Source organism: Nonomuraea sp. NPDC050451, from assembly GCF_044458585.1.
Genome location: NZ_JBITHZ010000001.1, coordinates 604,784 through 620,105 on the forward strand (window position 1 = coordinate 604,784; position 15,322 = coordinate 620,105).

Annotated in this window: 13 protein-coding genes; 10 read left to right on the plus strand and 3 right to left on the minus strand. The window is 71.2% G+C overall.

Going from position 1 to position 15,322, the window contains the following annotated elements:
• Positions 1-40: 40 nt before the first annotated feature.
• From ACIBI9_RS02730 to ACIBI9_RS02775, 10 genes are all read left to right on the plus strand, one after another.
• Entirely contained in the window at positions 41-1,081 is a 1,041-nt protein-coding gene (locus ACIBI9_RS02730; protein ID WP_397220190.1) for an LLM class F420-dependent oxidoreductase, read from the plus strand.
• Between the two features lie 227 nt (positions 1,082-1,308).
• Complete coding sequence (locus ACIBI9_RS02735) at positions 1,309-2,598, plus strand: dicarboxylate/amino acid:cation symporter (protein ID WP_397220191.1); 1,290 nt, start codon at positions 1,309-1,311, stop codon at positions 2,596-2,598.
• Positions 2,599-2,686: 88 nt separating this feature from the next.
• Complete coding sequence (locus tag ACIBI9_RS02740; protein ID WP_397220192.1) at positions 2,687-4,396, plus strand: serine/threonine-protein kinase; 1,710 nt, start codon at positions 2,687-2,689, stop codon at positions 4,394-4,396.
• A 70-nt stretch (positions 4,397-4,466) separates the two neighbouring features.
• Positions 4,467-5,504, plus strand: a complete 1,038-nt coding sequence (locus ACIBI9_RS02745; protein WP_397220193.1) for a M24 family metallopeptidase — start codon at positions 4,467-4,469, stop codon at positions 5,502-5,504.
• 26 nt (positions 5,505-5,530) lie between these two features.
• Positions 5,531-6,091, plus strand: a complete 561-nt coding sequence (gene efp / locus ACIBI9_RS02750; RefSeq protein WP_397220194.1) for an elongation factor P — start codon at positions 5,531-5,533, stop codon at positions 6,089-6,091.
• A 1-nt stretch (position 6,092) separates the two neighbouring features.
• The gene (gene nusB, locus ACIBI9_RS02755) at positions 6,093-6,503 is read left to right on the plus strand and encodes a transcription antitermination factor NusB (protein WP_080041071.1); all 411 of its coding nucleotides are present in this window, start codon (positions 6,093-6,095) and stop codon (positions 6,501-6,503) included.
• A gap of 227 nt (positions 6,504-6,730) precedes the next feature.
• Positions 6,731-7,069: an MmcQ/YjbR family DNA-binding protein gene (locus ACIBI9_RS02760; protein WP_397220195.1), complete on the plus strand. Its 339-nt coding sequence runs from the start codon at positions 6,731-6,733 to the stop codon at positions 7,067-7,069.
• Positions 7,070-7,382: 313 nt separating this feature from the next.
• Entirely contained in the window at positions 7,383-8,102 is a 720-nt protein-coding gene (locus tag ACIBI9_RS02765; RefSeq protein ID WP_397220196.1) for a methyltransferase domain-containing protein, read from the plus strand.
• A gap of 47 nt (positions 8,103-8,149) precedes the next feature.
• Positions 8,150-9,391: a DNA polymerase IV gene (dinB, locus tag ACIBI9_RS02770; protein WP_397220197.1), complete on the plus strand. Its 1,242-nt coding sequence runs from the start codon at positions 8,150-8,152 to the stop codon at positions 9,389-9,391.
• A 229-nt stretch (positions 9,392-9,620) separates the two neighbouring features.
• The gene (locus tag ACIBI9_RS02775) at positions 9,621-10,028 is read left to right on the plus strand and encodes a DUF3040 domain-containing protein (RefSeq protein WP_397220198.1); all 408 of its coding nucleotides are present in this window, start codon (positions 9,621-9,623) and stop codon (positions 10,026-10,028) included.
• 233 nt (positions 10,029-10,261) lie between these two features.
• On the opposite strand, the gene ACIBI9_RS02780 is transcribed toward ACIBI9_RS02775, so the two are convergent.
• The 3 genes from ACIBI9_RS02780 to ACIBI9_RS02790 are packed head-to-tail and all read right to left on the minus strand — an operon-like array spanning position 10,262 to position 15,031.
• Positions 10,262-12,691, minus strand: a complete 2,430-nt coding sequence (locus ACIBI9_RS02780; protein ID WP_397220199.1) for a transglutaminaseTgpA domain-containing protein — start codon at positions 12,689-12,691, stop codon at positions 10,262-10,264.
• Positions 12,688-13,950, minus strand: coding sequence for a DUF58 domain-containing protein (locus ACIBI9_RS02785; RefSeq protein WP_397220200.1), 1,263 nt, complete (start codon positions 13,948-13,950; stop codon positions 12,688-12,690). The genes ACIBI9_RS02780 and ACIBI9_RS02785 overlap by 4 nt, the downstream gene beginning before the upstream one ends.
• Positions 13,951-13,990: 40 nt before the next feature.
• Positions 13,991-15,031, minus strand: coding sequence for an AAA family ATPase (locus ACIBI9_RS02790; protein ID WP_397220201.1), 1,041 nt, complete (start codon positions 15,029-15,031; stop codon positions 13,991-13,993).
• Positions 15,032-15,322 lie beyond the last annotated feature (291 nt).

Here is a 15,322-nt window from a genome sequence, read left to right on the forward strand (position 1 = left end):
GTCGCAACGGAATATCATTCGGTTTCATCGGGAGCCCGGCATGCGCATCGGTATGGCACTCAACTACTCGGGCGGCTTCAAGGAGACGGTGGCCGAGCTGGCGGACTACGAGAAGGCCGGTCTCGACATCGTGTTCGTGGCCGAGGCCTACAGCTTCGACGCCGTCAGCCAGATGGGGTACATCGCGGCCAGGACCGAGCGGCTGGAGATCGCCTCCGGCATCCTGCCGATCTACTCCCGCACGCCGACGCTGCTGGCCATGACGGCCGCGGGCCTGGACTACGTCTCCGACGGACGCTTCACGCTCGGCCTCGGCGCGTCGGGGCCGCAGGTGATCGAGGGCTTCCACGGGGTGCCGTACACGGCGCCGCTCGGGCGTACCAGGGAGGTCGTCGAGATCTGCCGCCAGGTGTGGCGGCGCGAGCGCCTGGTGCACGAGGGCAAGCACTACACGCTGCCGCTCCCGCCCGACCAGGGCACGGGCCTGGGCAAGCCGCTGAAGCTCATCAACCACCCGGTACGGCCCCGCATCCCGATCGTGATCGCCGCCATCGGGCCCAAGAACGTCGAGCTCGCCGCCGAGCTGGCCGAGGGCTGGGAGCCGATCTTCTACGTGCCCGAGAAGGCCGCCGACGTGTGGGGCGCGTCGCTGGCCGCCGGCAAGGCGAAGCGCGACCCTGAGCTGGGCGAACTGGACGTGATCGCGCAGGCGTCCCTGGCGATCGGCGACGACGTGTCCGGGCTGCTGGAGTTCGGGCGGCCGATGGCGGCCCTCTACATCGGCGGCATGGGCGCCAAGGGCCGCAACTTCTACAACGACCTGGCCAGGCGCTACGGCTACGAGAAGGAGGCCGAGCGGATCCAGGACCTCTACCTCGAAGGCAAGAAGGAGGAGGCGGCCGCCCTGGTGCCCGGCGAGCTGCTGGAGAGCATGTCGCTGATCGGCAGCGAGGGGTTCGTGCGCGACCGCGTCCAGGCGATGAAGGAGTCGGGGGTGACCACGCTGAACGTGGCGCCGCTCGGCCGGACGCACGAGGACCGGGTGCGGCTGATTGAGACGATCAAGGACATTGTGGGGTGAGTCACACCCCTTAATGGAATATGCCCCTTTTTGCGGGTGTTGTGGGAGCTCGTGAGGTTTTCCCTGGTGTTCGTGTGGCTCGTCGAGCGGCTGCACATCGATCTGTGCCGGTTGCACGGATCGCTCTGTCGCTGACCGCGTCAGCCTCGATCACCCAAATCCTCACCTGGCATGCCTGCTCGCGTGGCGGGCCGGCATGCCGTGTTCCTCGGGAGCTTCCCCAACCCATGAAGAGATTCTCCTTCTCCCTGCAACTCCTGGTCGGCCTCGCGGCCGGCATCGCGCTGGGCTTCGTCGCCAAGATCTGGGACGTGGCCTGGCTGGCCGAGACGCTGACCCGGATCGGGCAGATCTTCGTCCAGCTGCTCAAGCTCGCCGTGCCGCCCCTGGTCTTCACCGCCGTGCTGGTCAGCGTGGCCAACCTGCGCAACGTCAACGGCGCCGCCCGGCTCGCGTCCAAGACGCTGCTGTGGTTCCTCGTCACCGCGTTCGTCTCCGTGGCGCTCGCGATCGGCCTCGGCCTGCTCATCAACCCCGGCCAGGGCGTCACGCTCGACACCGCCGCCGCCAAGGCCGTGGATCTTGAAGGCGCGGGCACCTGGCTCGACTTCGTCACCGGCATCGTGCCCACCAACATCGTCACCGCCTTCACCGAGGTGAAGGTCCTCCAGATCGTCTTCCTGGGGGTCGTGCTCGGCGCGGCGGCCCTGGCGGTCGGCGAGAAGGCCGAACCGTTCCTGAACCTCGCCCGCTCCGTCCTGGAACTCGTCCAGAAGGCGCTGTGGTGGGTCCTGCGCCTGGCTCCCATCGGCACCGCGGGCCTGATCGGCAAGGCCGTGTCCACGTACGGGTGGGACCTGCTGGCGCCGCTGGCCAAGTTCAGCGCCGGGGTGTACATCGGCTGCTTCATCGTGCTGCTGGCCGTCTATCCGGCGGTGCTGGCCGTGTGGGGCAGGGTCAACCCCGTCCAGTTCTTCCGCAACGCGTGGCCCGCGATCGAGCTGGCCTTCGTCTCCCGCTCGTCCGTCGGCACGCTGCCGCTGACGCAGCGGGTCACCGTCGAGCGCAACGGCGTGGACCGCGACTACGCCTCCTTCGCGGTGCCGTTCGGCGCCACCACCAAGATGGACGGGTGCGCCTCGGTCTACCCGGCGCTGGCCGCGATCTTCGTGGCCCAGGTGTTCGGCGTGCCCCTCGGGTTCGGCGACTACCTGCTGATCGCGTTCGTGTCGGTGGTCGGCTCGGCCGCCACGGCGGGCCTGACCGGCGCGACCGTCATGCTGACGCTCACGCTCAGCACGCTGGGGCTGCCCCTTGAGGGCGTCGGCCTGCTGCTGGCCATCGACCCGATCCTCGACATGATCCGCACCGCCACCAACGTCGCGGGACAGCTCGTCGTCCCCGTCCTGGTGGCGCGCTCGGAGGGCCGGCTGGACGAGGCCGTCTTCAACGCGGCGCCGCAGCCGCTCGACGAGGCCGCGCCGGTGGGGCGCGTGCCGCAGCCCGTGGCGGCCTGACCTCGCCGCCCAGCCGATGATGGGGCGGCAGGGTCTGCGGGGCCCTATGGTGGTCGGAAATCCTGATGTTCGAGTAATTGGCGGGGATATGTCCGACGCGACGCCGTCCTTGGTCGCTGACCGGTATCGGCTTGACGAGCGCATCAGCAGCGGGCCGATGGGTGAGGTGTGGCGAGGGTACGACACGCGGGCCGACTGGGTCGTGGCCGTGAAGGTGCTCGGCGCCCGGGTGGCGGGGGCCGCGACCCGGGAGGTGCTCAGGCAGCACGCCCAGGCCGTGGCCCGGGTGATCCATCCGAACGTGGCCATGGTGCTGGACGTCGGCGACCATGACGGGGCGCCGTTCCTGGTGATGGAGTTCCTCACCGGCCCCAGCCTGGGCGAGGAGCTGGCGGCGCGCGGTCCCCTGCCGATCGTCGAGGTGTGCGACCTGATCGGGCAGGCCGCGGCCGGGCTCGACGCCGCCCACCGGGCGGGCGTCGTGCACGGGAACGTCGCCCCGCACAGCTTCCGGCTGGCCGGGAGCGGGGTGCTCAAGGTCGTCGGGTTCGGGATGGACGACCGGGTGCCGGGGGACCCGCGGTACGTGGCGCCCGAGCGGGCTCCGGGGCAGGAGGCCGCGGCCACCGGTGACCTGTACGCGCTGGGGTGCGTCTGCTACGAGCTCCTGTGCGGCCGCCCGCCCTTCGGCGGCAAGGAGGACGACTCCGGTGCTTCGGGGCGGGGTGCGGCCGCTCCGCCGAGCGTGCTCCGGGCCGAGGTGTCCCCGGAGCTGGATCGGCTCGTGCTGGCCATGATCGCCGAGGAGCCCGCGAAGCGGCCCGGCAGCGGTGAGGCGATCCGGCGGGCGCTGGCCGCCATCGCGCGGCCGCGCGCCAACCCGGCCGCACCGCCCGCCGCGGCACCCGTGCCGCCCGGGCCTGGGCAGGCTTCCCCCGCGTCGCCTCCGCCCGGGCAGCCTTTCCTCGTGCCGCCTCCCGCTGGGCAACCTTCCCCTGGGTCACCTCCTCCTGGGGCGCCTCCGGTCGGGTCGCCTCCGGCCGGGCCGGCCATGCCCGTGACGGGCGTCTCCCTCCGGGACGGCGGAGTGCCGCCCGGCGGCCAGGGCCGCGCGCCGGGGACCGGGCCGTTCGGAGGGGACGGGTCGGGCGCGACCGAGGTCTTCCAGGCCCCGGGGCACGGCGGAAGCCCGAGAGCCGGTGACACCGCCGTCTACCAGGCGGGCGACCTCGAGCCCGCCCCCGCGTCGAACCGCAAGCTCATCCTCCAGCTCGGCGCCGCCGTGGTGGCCATCGCGGTGGTGACCGTCGTCATGGTGATGTGGGCCGGCACGAGGAAGGAGGAGCCGCTGACCGCCTCCACCCCGACCCCCGCGCCGACCACGGAACTGACCACGCTGCCGACCACGCTCCCCACCCAGGAGCCCACGCCGGACGCGACGCCCGGCCTGGTGAACACCCTGGGGCCCGAGCCGACCTCGCCGCGCGAGACGGCCGAGCCCAAGGCCACCCTGGGCGACGCGATCCCGCCTGGCGGCTACCGCAAGTGGCTGTCGGAGTTCGACGAGGCGCTGATGGCCCAGCAGGCCATGGGAGCGATCGACCCCAAGGTCGCGGGCAAGGCCCGCGACAAGATCAGGAAGGCGGCCAGGAGCTTCGAGCAGGGCCGCGTCGAGGCGGGGATCGACCAGGTCGCCGGCGTCTACCACGACCTGAGGCGGGCGCAGGAGAAGGGCGACATGGAAAGGTCCGGGCCGGCGGCGCAGGTGCTGAACGACTGGCGGCTGCCCGACAACTAGGAGCTCCAGGCGGGCTCGGCCAGGTGGCGGGCGATAGTGACGTCAGGGGTGGAACACGTACATTGGCGCAATGAGCGTCGACTACGTGGCACGCCGGGCCCGCCTCGCCGAGTTGCTGCCCGCGCGTGAGGTCCCCGCCCTGCTCGTCACCTCGCCGGTGAACGTCCGCTACCTCACCGGGCTGGTCAGCTCGAACGCCGCCGTGCTGGTCAGGGCCGACGGCACGGCGCTGCTGGCCACCGACAACCGCTACATCGAGGTGGCCCGCACGCTGGACGTGCCGTCGGTCGAGGCGTACGACGTGGAGAGCGCGCTGGCGGAGCCCGGGATCGGGATCGAGGCGGCGTGGATGAGCGTGGCCACGTACCGGCGCCTGGGTGAGGGGCTGGTGCCGCTGGAGCCGGTGGTGGAGCTGCTGCGGGCGGTCAAGGACGACGGCGAGCTGGAGCTCCTCCGTACGGCCTGCGAGATCACTGACCAGGCATTTGCCGATATTTCCGGGAAAATCGTCCCGGGGATCACCGAGCGCGACCTCGCCCGCCTCCTCGACAACCGCATGACCGAGCTGGGCGCCGACAAGCCCGCGTTCGACACGATCGTGGCCGCCGGCGAGAACGGCGCGATCCCGCACCACGCCCCCTCCGGCAGGGAGCTGCGCGCCGGCGACCTGGTCACCATCGACTTCGGCGCCCGCTACCAGGGCTACCACGCCGACATGACCAGGACGGTCTGCCTCGGCCCGCCGACGGACTGGCAGCGCGAGATCTACGACCTGGTCGCCGAGGCGCAGCGGGCCGGCAGGCACGCGCTCGCGCCGGGCGCGGGGGCCAGGGAGGTGGACGCGGCGGCCCGTACCGTCATCGAGGACGCGGGGTACGGGAGCCGCTTCCGGCACGGGCTGGGACACGGCGTCGGCCTGGAGATCCACGAGGAGCCGTTCCTCGGCCCTTCGCGGACCGGTAGACTAGAGGATCGAGTTCCGATCACCGTCGAGCCTGGGGTCTATCTCCCGGGCCGGGGCGGGGTTCGCATCGAGGACACCCTGGTGACACGTGAGGGCGGGCCGGAACTTTTCACGAAGACGACCAAGGAGCTGCTCGTCCTTTAGAGCGGCCGCACGCGGGAGAAGAACGAGTGGCGACGACCAACGACCTCAAGAACGGCATGGTGCTGAAGCTCGAGGGCGGTGAGCTCTGGGCCGTGGTCGAGTTCCAGCACGTCAAGCCGGGCAAGGGTGGCGCGTTCGTGCGCACCAAGCTCAAGAACGTCCTCTCCGGCAAGGTCGTCGACAAGACCTTCAACGCCGGCGTGAAGGTCGACGTGGCCAACGTCGACAAGCGCGAGATGCAGTACTCGTACAAGGACGGCGACGACTTCGTCTTCATGGACACCGAGACCTACGACATGGTCAACGTGCCCAACGGCACCGTCGGCACCGCCGCCAACTACATGCTGGAGAACACTCTGGCCACGGTCGCGTTCAACGAGGGCTCGGCCCTCTACGTCGACCTGCCCGCCGCGGTCGAGCTGACCATCGCCAACACCGAGCCCGGCCTGCAGGGCGACCGCTCCACCGGCGGCACCAAGCCCGCCACGCTGGAGACCGGCGCCGAGATCAAGGTGCCGCTGTTCATCACCACCGGCGAGAAGGTCAAGGTCGACACCCGCAGCGGCGAATACCTCGGCCGGGCCTGAGGTGTCGGCACGCGGCAAAGCACGCCGGCGGGCGCTTGACATCCTCTTCGAGGCCGAGCTGCGCGGCGAGGATCCGCTGAAGATCCTCGCCGAACGCGTGGAGCGGCAGGAGCCCCCGGTGAACGAATACACCTCGACCATCGTCGAGGGCGTCGCCAGACACCACGCGCGCATCGACGAGCTGATCACCACGTACGCCGAGGGCTGGACCCTCGACCGGATGCCCGCCGTCGACCGCAACCTGCTGCGCGGGGGCACGTACGAGCTGCTCTGGATGCCCGGCGTGCCCGAGGGCGTGGTGATCAGCGAGTGGGTGCACCTGGCGGGTGAGCTGTCCACCGACGAGTCGCCGCAGTTCGTGAACGGGCTGCTGGCCCGCTTCAAGCAGCTCAAGCCAAGCCTCACCCTTTAGACACCGTCAAAAGCCGGAGTTCGGGGTACGTTCCAAATAAGTTCGGCGTACGTTCCGAACTAACGCCTGCCTGCACGGCTCGCGAAGACGAAGGACGTGTACTTCCACACGGCCAGGCGCCTTCGCGCGAAAACTGGCCGTGTGGCCAGAGAGCGTGCGGACAAGTGGCGCGTCACCAGCCGCGACGCGCCCCTTTCCGTTTCCCCGGCGGTGCGTATCGTGTGGGCATGGTGACCGAGGACGACGTACGCCGGCTCGCGCTCGCGCTGCCCGAGACCGTCGAGAAGACCATGTACGGCACGCCCGCCTTCTACGTCCGCGGCAAGTGGTTCGCCCGGGTGCGGGAGGAGGGCGACGTGCTGGTGCTGCCGGTGGGCTCCGAGGAGGAGAAGGCGGGGCTCATCGCGGCCCAGCCGGCCGCCTTCTTCACGACGCCGCACTACGACGGGTATGCCGGCGTGCTGGTGCGGTTCGGGGCCGTGGACGCCGAGGAGATGGGCGAGTTGCTGACCGACGCGTGGCGGCTGCGCGCGCCCAAACGGCTGGCCGCCACGTTCGACGCCTGACCGCGCCGCCTGACTGCGCCGCCTGGTCGTCGACGGCGACGCGCCCGGGGCGGAGGTCCGCCCGGCCGGGCCGTTGGCGGTTCACCCGGGCGGCATCGGTGACCGGGATCGGGGCGGTGTCCGTGACCCGGATCGGGGCGGTGCGGGTGACGGCGAGCGGGGGACCGGCGCACGGCGTAGGCTGGGGCCCGTCCGCGGAGAAGCGCAGTTCACGAAGTGCGCGATCGCGAGGGGCCCGGAGCGCGGGCCCGTCGCGAGGGGAGAGGGAGGCGAGCCGACGTTGCGTGCTGAAGGCGTCACGAGGACCCCGGCGGTGCGGACCGCCGTCGTCTGGGACGCGTTGCGGTCCGCGCTGGCCGAACGGACGGCGGCGACCGGCCGAGAGGGGCTCGACATCGTCGATGCCGGGGGTGGCACCGGCGGGTTCGCCGTGCCGCTGGCGGCGCTGGGTCACGCCGTGACCGTCGTCGACCCGAGCCCCGACTCGCTGGCCGCGCTCGAGCGCCGTGCCAAGGAGAAGGGCGTGGGCGTGCGGGCCCTGCAGGGCGACGCCGCCGACCTGGGCGAGCTGCTCAGCCGCGACAGCGCCGACCTGGTGCTCTGCCACAGCGTGCTCGAATACGTCGAAGACCCGATCAGCGCGCTGACCGCCGTCGCGGGCGTGCTGCGCAGGGGCGGCGCGGTGAGCGTGCTGACCGCCAATCCCGTCGGCAGCGCCATCCACCGGGCGCTCGCGGGCCAGTTCGACGAGGCGCGGGCGGTGCTCGACGACCCGCGGGGCACCTGGGGCGACCGCGACCCCACCCCGAGGCGCTTCGCCGCCGAGACGCTCACCGAGCTGCTGACCGCGACCGGGTTCGCCGTCGGCGCCGTCCACGGCGTGCGGGTCTTCGCCGACCTGGTCCCGAGCAGGCTGGTTGACGGCGAGCCCGGCGCCGCCGAGGCACTCGTCGCCCTTGAGCAGGTCGCCGCCACCCACCCCGTGCTGCGGGACATCGCGACCCAGCTGCACGTGCTCGCGCACAGGTCCTGAGGCGCCGGCACTGGGTATAGAACGCATGTTCGGATAGAATCGACGGCGTGTCTCGCAAGCAGATCACCGGCATCGGCCCCGCTCCACGCACCGGGGCCGACGACAGCGGCTGCCCGATCCTGCACGTCGACATGGATGCCTTCTTCGCCAGCGTCGAGCTGCTCGAGCGTCCCGAGCTGCGCGGCCGCCCGGTGATCGTGGGCTCGCCCGCGGGGCGCGGCGTCGTGCTCAGCGCCACGTACGAGGCCAGGGCCCAAGGCGTGCACTCCGCGATGCCGATGAGCAGGGCGCGCCGGCTCTGCCCGCAGGCCACGATCATCCCGCCCAGCCACGGCAAATACTCCGAGGTCTCCAAGGGCGTCATGGAGATCTTCCACACGATCACCCCGCTGGTCGAGCCCATCGCGTCCGACGAGGCGTTCCTCGACGTCGGGGGTGCCAGGCGCCGGCTCGGCCCGCCCGCCGCCATCGCCGCGATGATCAGGGAGCAGGTCCTCGACCGCTACGGCATCACGTGCTCGGTCGGCGTGGCGAGCAGCAAGTTCGTGGCCAAGCTGGCCAGCAAGCAGTGCAAGCCCGACGGGCTGCTGGTGGTGCCCGCCGACCAGGTCGTCGACTTCCTCCACCCACTGCCGGTCTCGGCGCTGTGGGGCGTCGGCGAGCGCACCGAGCAGTCTCTCGTACGCCTCGGCATCCGCACGGTCGGCGACCTGGCCAGGGTGCCGCCCGCCACCCTCCAGCGCGAGCTCGGCCAGGCCGTGGGCGGCCACCTGGCGGCGCTGGCCTGGGGCCGCGACGAGCGGCCGGTGAGCGCCCACGTGCCCGACAAGAGCATCGGCAACGAGGAGACGTTCGCGGCCGACGTGGACGATCCCGAGGTGATCAAGCGGGAGCTGCTGCGTCTTTCCGAGCGGGTGGCCGCCAGGATGCGTAAGGGCGGACACGTGGGAAGGACTGTAAGTGTGAAGCTCCGCCGTGCTGATTTCACGACGATCAACCGCTCGCGCACCCTGCGCGAGGCGACCGACGTGGCCCAGGTGATTTATGCCACAGCCTGCGAGCTGTACGAGGCGGCCGGCCTCCAGCGCGTGCGGCTGCGCCTGGTCGGGGTCAGGATGGAAAACCTGCGGCCCGCGGGCGAGGCCACCCACCAGCTCGGCATCGGGGAGCGGGAGACCGGCTGGCGCGAGGCCGAGCAGGCCATGGACAAGGCGATCCGGCGATTCGGTCCGGATGCGGTGGTCCCAGCATCGCTCGTACGTGGCAAGCTTGATGATGTAGAGAGATGACGCCGATGTCCGGATTTTTATGGGGCCTCAGTGTCGCGATTTTGGGGGAAGGGGGGCGAGATGGGCCACAATGGAGCCATGACGACACCTCCGGTTTGGTCTGCGTTGGACGTTTGCTTTCGCCTACGTCTACAGCCTCGTATTCTGGGGATAACCGACCGCGAGGTTCGGACACCCCGTGTCGTCCGTTGCCGTCTTCCCCGTCCTGGGGCTGTCCTTGGGAGGCGCCGTGCCGCTCTCTGAGCACGAGCAGCGCTTGCTCGACCAGATCGAGCAGGCCCTCTACGCCGAGGACCCGAAGTGGGCCAACACCGTAAGGATCAGTGACCCGCGCAGCCATTACAAGCGTCGTCTGATCAAGGCCTCCATCGGCTTTGCTCTCGGCGTCGTCATCATGATGGTCGGCGTGGTGATGAGTGGCAGTGCCCTGATCCCTCTCGGCGTCGGCGGTTTCGTGGTCATGCTCGCCGCGTGTCTGTGGGGCCTGTCCAGTTGGAAACGCATGAACGGGTTCGGTGACTCCGCGCCCGCCTCGGGCTCGGCCCCTCCTCCGGGCAAGCAGCCGCGCCGGGCTCGCCGGGGCACGTTCATGGAGCGCATGGAAGAGCGCTGGCGCCGCCGTAACGATGAGCGCTGACCGCTGACCTGCGGAGCCGTCCGGACTCGCGTCCGGGCGGCCCTCGTGTGGGAGGCGGCCCTTCCGGGTCCCGCCATGCGCCCACCCCGGCGCGTGAAGGCGCAACCGACGGTCGTCCGTCCCCCGGCGAGCTCGGCCAGGTCCGAAGGTGTGCCCGGCCAGGCGGTGACGCCCTCCGAAGACGAAACCGGCCGTCCCCCTCGACGAGGGGGACGGCCGGACGCGTCGGTCGGTCAGGAGCCCTTCTGGGCGGACGTCCTTCGCAGCCTGATGTTCTCCAGCAGGTCGAACCCGTCGAGCAGGCGCTCGCCCAGCCCCCGCAGCCGCCGCAGCGTGGACGGCGGCAGCAGCACCGCCCGCAGCCGGCGCCCGCGTGACACCGTGGCCGCCAGCGCCTGGCGTACCTTGCGCAGGTCCTTGCGCAACGGCCCGATCTGCCCGGGATCCCTGGCGAACAGCACCCGCTCCACCGCGGACGCGATGGCCGTGATGGCCGCCGCCGAGTCCGCGTCGAACTCGTACTGCTGGGTCAGCCGCCGTGCCAGCGCCCGCGGGGTCTCGCTGAGCTGGCGGGCCATGCCGTAGTCGTACAGCACGTCGTCCAGCTCCGCCCAGGCGGCGGCGACCGACGGGTGGCGGCCGGCCGACTTCGCCGCGATCGTGGCCGTCAGCTCGTCGGACGGCTCCGAGACCTTCCAGCCCAGGGTGCGTACCCGCCGGTTCCTGGTGATCAGCCGCAGGCCCGCGGGGATCAGCAGCACCAGCAGCAGCGCCCCCGCGCCGATGCCGATCTGGCCGATCAGCGGCATCGAGTCGTCCGTCGGCAGCCCGCCGGTGGCGACCACGCCCTCGCGGTCAAGCTCGCGGGGGTTGCGCCGGGCCTGCGGGTCGACCGGCTCGTCAGCGGACGAACTGGTCGAACCCGGCGTCGGCGTCGACGCCTCCCCGGTCGCCTCCGGCCTGGGCTGCGTGTACTCGGGCACCCGCGCGCTGCCCTGGCCGGCCGAGCCCGAGGGAGTGGGCTCGAACGGCAGCCAGCCCACGCCCTCGAAATACAGCTCGGGCCAGGAGTGGGAGTCGTTCGTGCCGACCTGCCACCGGTCGCCGACCTTCGTGCCGCCGGTGTAGCCGATCGCCACCCGCGACGGGATGCCCACCAGCCTGGCCAGCACCGCCATCGAGGCGGCGAACTGCTCGCAGTAGCCCGCTCGGTCGCGCAGCAGGAAGTCCCGCAGCGCCGAGTTGCTGTGCCCCTGCGTGCTCAGGTTGTAGGTGAAGTCGCCGCCGGTGAAGAACTGCTGCAGCTTCACCGCCGCCTCGTACTCCGTCTTGGCGTTCGCGGTCAGCCTGGTCGCCAGCTCGGCGATCTCGGGCGGGAGGTTGTCCGGCAGCCTCAGGAAGCGGGGATCGACGCTGGGCCGGGTCCCGCTGAGCGAGTCCAGCAGGTCCGGCGTGGGCTCCGGCTCGCTCGTGTTCACCTCGTACTCGACGCCTGCGGCCTCGTCACGGGTGGAGAAGACCATGAGCGTGGCCACGTCCGCCCGCCAGTCGCCGTCGATCTGGATCTGTCGCGGCGGGTACGGCAGCGGCAGGAACTGCAGCTTCTCGATCTCGTCGCTGATCCGGATGTTCGTGTTCACGGCCTTGACCTTCGGCTCGGAGCCGAGGCCGGGCGGCGCCGGGAGGGGACCGTTGTCCGTCCTGTTCTGCGGGGCCCCCTTGGGCTCCGTCATGCCGAACTGCTGGCCGTCGAACGTGTCGAGCGCGAAGATCCGCAGATAGCGGGGTTTGTCGTCGTTGTTGGAGTAGGTGAGGACCACGCGCCGTTCCGGCAGCTCCAGCTGGCCCTTCAGGTTCGCGATGGGGTTGGGGATGCTGATCGAGTTGCCCCGGCCCGAGCCGCTGCCGCCCACGCCGAACGTGAAGAACGACACCGGCTCCATGGCCGGCAGCAGCGCGGGCACCAGCACCGCCAGCACGATCGCGGCGAACCCGATGCGCTTGCCCGACAGCCGCAGCCCGCTGGTGTCCGCCGAGGTGCGGGCCTCGGGCCGGGAGGACGTGGCGCGGGTCGTCCGCCGTACCAGCACCGCCCTGCCCCAGTGGCCGACCCGCTCGCGCCCGTCGGCGATCAGCAGGCCGATGAACCCGAGCGCGGCCAGGATGAACGCCGGCCAGCTGATCGGGTCGGGCAGGATCGTCGCCGGAACGGTGGCCAGCGCCAGCAGCGGCAGCCCGGCCAGCGCCGCCTTGCGCAGCCGCGCGGCCAGCAGGTCCACGGCGATCGCGATCAGCGCCACGCCGCCGGCGGTCAGCAGCGTGATGCCGGTGGTCTCCGGCACGGGAGCGGCGAAGCGCTGGATGTCGGCCCAGCCGACCCCCAGCAGCCTGCCCAGCTCCATCACCGACCCGCGGGTCGGCACCACCAGCGCCCACGCCTTGGCGGAGGCGAACGCCGCGGTCAGGTAGACCCACACCGCGAGCACCGCGACCAGCGGCGCCGCCCACGCGGGCAGCGACAGGCGGCTGCTCAGCAGGCCCGCGGCCATCACGGCGAGCACGGCGCCCAGCGACGTCCAGAACCAGGAACCGCCCTGGAAGAGCGGGTAGAGCAGGAACGCCGCGGCGAACGCGGCCACGCCGGAGGCGACGGTCAGCCTCATGCCGCACCTCCCGCCGGGTTGACCGCGTACCTGCCGCGGTTGGCGGCGTTCTGCCAGACGGAGGCGATCGAGGTGCCCGCGGGCAGGCGCACGATGCGCCAGCCGTACCCGGCCAGGACCGTCTGCACGGCCTGGTGGTTCTCCGCGGCCACGCGGTCCCCGCCGTCCCACGTGCTCACGTCGAGCATCACTGCCACCGCGGTGATGCCGCTGTGCCTCAGCCTGGCCAGCTCTCTCGCCTCCTCCGGGTCGAGGTCGCCGAGCACGGCCACGATCAGCCCGTCGCCCCCGCCCTGGCGAAGGGCCGAGACGCCCATCTCCAGGGAGCGGGCCGGGCTGTGCCGCACCACCGCGAGGGTGTCGAGCAGCGACCAGCTCAGTCCGGTGTCGGTCAGGTGCTCGGCGCCCTGGTCGGTCACCAGCCGCAGGCCGAGCCCCTCGTGGGCGAGGTGCACGCCGATCGAGGCCGCGGCCGAGACCGCCACCTCGAACGACGATCGCGGGCCCTCGCCCCGGTGCGCGTACCTGCGGGTGTCCAGCAGGAGCGCGCCGCGGCTCTGCCACTGCTGCTCCTCGCGGCGCACCATCAGCTCGCCGCGGCGGGCCGTCGAGCGCCAGTGCACCCGGCGCAGGTCGTCGCCCTGCCGGTATTCGCGTGGCGCCACGTCGTCGTCGCCGGCCGCGGCCACGCTCCTGGTACGGCTGTCGCCGCCGCCCGTCCACTCACCCGACAGCCGTACGTGGGGCAGCGCCGCCACGTGCGGCGTCACCACGAGCGTGTCGCTGATCGTGAACGAGCGGGTCAGCTCGACGAGCCCGAACGGGTCGGCGATGCGGACCGACAGCGGGCCGATCGTGTAACGGCCGCGCAGGTCCGAGCGCACCCGGTAGTCGATCTCCCGCACGCCCCGCGACTCGACCCGGTCCAGCACGAACCGGGGCCGCACGCCCAGCGCGTAAGGAACGGTGTCCTCGATGAGCAGCAGGCCGGTCGGCAGCCTGGTGACGTTCTCCAGCCGCAGGGTCACGGTGGCCTCGCCGCCGACCTCGGCCCTCGGCGGGTCGAGGCGCCTGGCGCAGCTCAGCCGGTAGCGCGTGCGCGCCACCACCATGGCCGCCAGCAGCGGCAGCGCCGTCACCAGGACGCCGATCCTGAACAGGTCGTTCTCGCCCAGAATGACGGCCATCAGCAGCGCCGCGATGCCGGAGGCGAGGAACGACCTGCCCCTGGAGGTCAGCGCCCGAAGTCCGGCTCTCACCGCGCCTCGCTCAGCCAGTGCCGTCTACGCTGCGGATCCATTAGCGGCCTCTGGTCTCCGGCACCGGCACGCGCCTGACCAGATCGGTCACCACCTGCTCGGGCAGGCGGCGCTGGCCCTGGGCCTCGACGCTGGGCAGCAGCCGGTGCGCCAGCACGGGGATGGCCAGGTCCTGCAGGTCGTCGGGGATGACGTAGTCGCGCCCGGCCAGCGCGGCGTGCGCCCTGGCGGCCCGCACGAGCTGCAGCGTGGACCGGGGCGAGGCGCCCAGTCGCAGGTCGGGGGAGTGACGGGTGGCCACGACGAGGTCGATGGCGTACTTCTTGACCGCCTGCGAGACGTAGACGCCGCGTACGGCCTCGATGAGGGCGCGCACCTCGGCCGTCGTCGCCACCGGCTGCAGCTTGTCCAGCGGCGAGGTCTCGCCGTGCACGTCGAGCATCTCCAGCTCGGCCTGCGGCTCGGGGTAGCCCATCGCGATGCGCGCGGTGAAGCGGTCGCGCTGCGCCTCGGGAAGGGGATAGGTGCCTTCCATTTCGATGGGGTTCTGGGTGGCGATCACCATGAACGGCGCGTCCAGCTGGTACGTCTCGCCGTCCACCGTCACCTGCTGCTCTTCCATGCATTCCAGCAGCGCGGACTGCGTCTTCGGAGAGGCGCGGTTGATCTCGTCGCCGACCACGATGTTCGCGAACACCGGGCCGGGCTTGAACTCGAACTCCCGGGTCTGCTGGTTGTACGCGCTGACCCCGGTGATGTCACTGGGCAGCAGGTCGGGAGTGAACTGCACGCGGCGCACCGGACAGTCGATGGAGCGCGCCAGCGCCTTGGCCAGCATGGTCTTGCCGACCCCTGGCACGTCCTCGATCAGGAGGTGGCCCTCCGCGAGCAGGACGGTGAGCGTGATGCGGACGGCGTCGCCCTTGCCCTCGATCACCGATTCGATGGCGTTCCGAATCCGGTGCGCGGTGGAGACCAGCTCGTCGAGCTGGGGAGGGACATCATGGGTTACTGCCACCGGGCCTCCATGAGAGAAGTGCGACGGCTGTCCCGTAGGGTGCCTTTGCGGGAGCCATGCCATTCCTTTTCCATTGTGTGTACGACCCTACGACGCTGTGGGTTCTCGGGCGACATTTGTGGATATTCCAGGGAACCCCGGTGATGTTCCTGTTCTTGTCGCATAGCAGTACGAATCCCGTGACACGACACCCCACCGTGCGCTCCACTTTCCTCCACCGAGGGCTTCCCGAAGGAGCCGAGCCCCTATTACCGCGGTCTTTTGAACCCTCGACACGCCCATGAGGGTTGACCGCCCGGTCACCCCGCTCCACCCCACTCCATCGCTCTGACCTGCGGTAACGCAACGGAAACC

Coding starts and splice junctions, on each gene's coding strand:
- ACIBI9_RS02730 (WP_397220190.1), top strand. CDS start 41: ATGCGCATCGGTATGGCACTCAACTACTCGGGCGGCTTCAAGGAGACG.
- ACIBI9_RS02735 (WP_397220191.1), top strand. CDS start 1,309: ATGAAGAGATTCTCCTTCTCCCTGCAACTCCTGGTCGGCCTCGCGGCC.
- ACIBI9_RS02740 (WP_397220192.1), top strand. CDS start 2,687: ATGTCCGACGCGACGCCGTCCTTGGTCGCTGACCGGTATCGGCTTGAC.
- ACIBI9_RS02745 (WP_397220193.1), top strand. CDS start 4,467: ATGAGCGTCGACTACGTGGCACGCCGGGCCCGCCTCGCCGAGTTGCTG.
- ACIBI9_RS02760 (WP_397220195.1), top strand. CDS start 6,731: ATGGTGACCGAGGACGACGTACGCCGGCTCGCGCTCGCGCTGCCCGAG.
- ACIBI9_RS02780 (WP_397220199.1), bottom strand. CDS start 12,691: ATGAGGCTGACCGTCGCCTCCGGCGTGGCCGCGTTCGCCGCGGCGTTC.
- ACIBI9_RS02790 (WP_397220201.1), bottom strand. CDS start 15,031: ATGGCATGGCTCCCGCAAAGGCACCCTACGGGACAGCCGTCGCACTTC.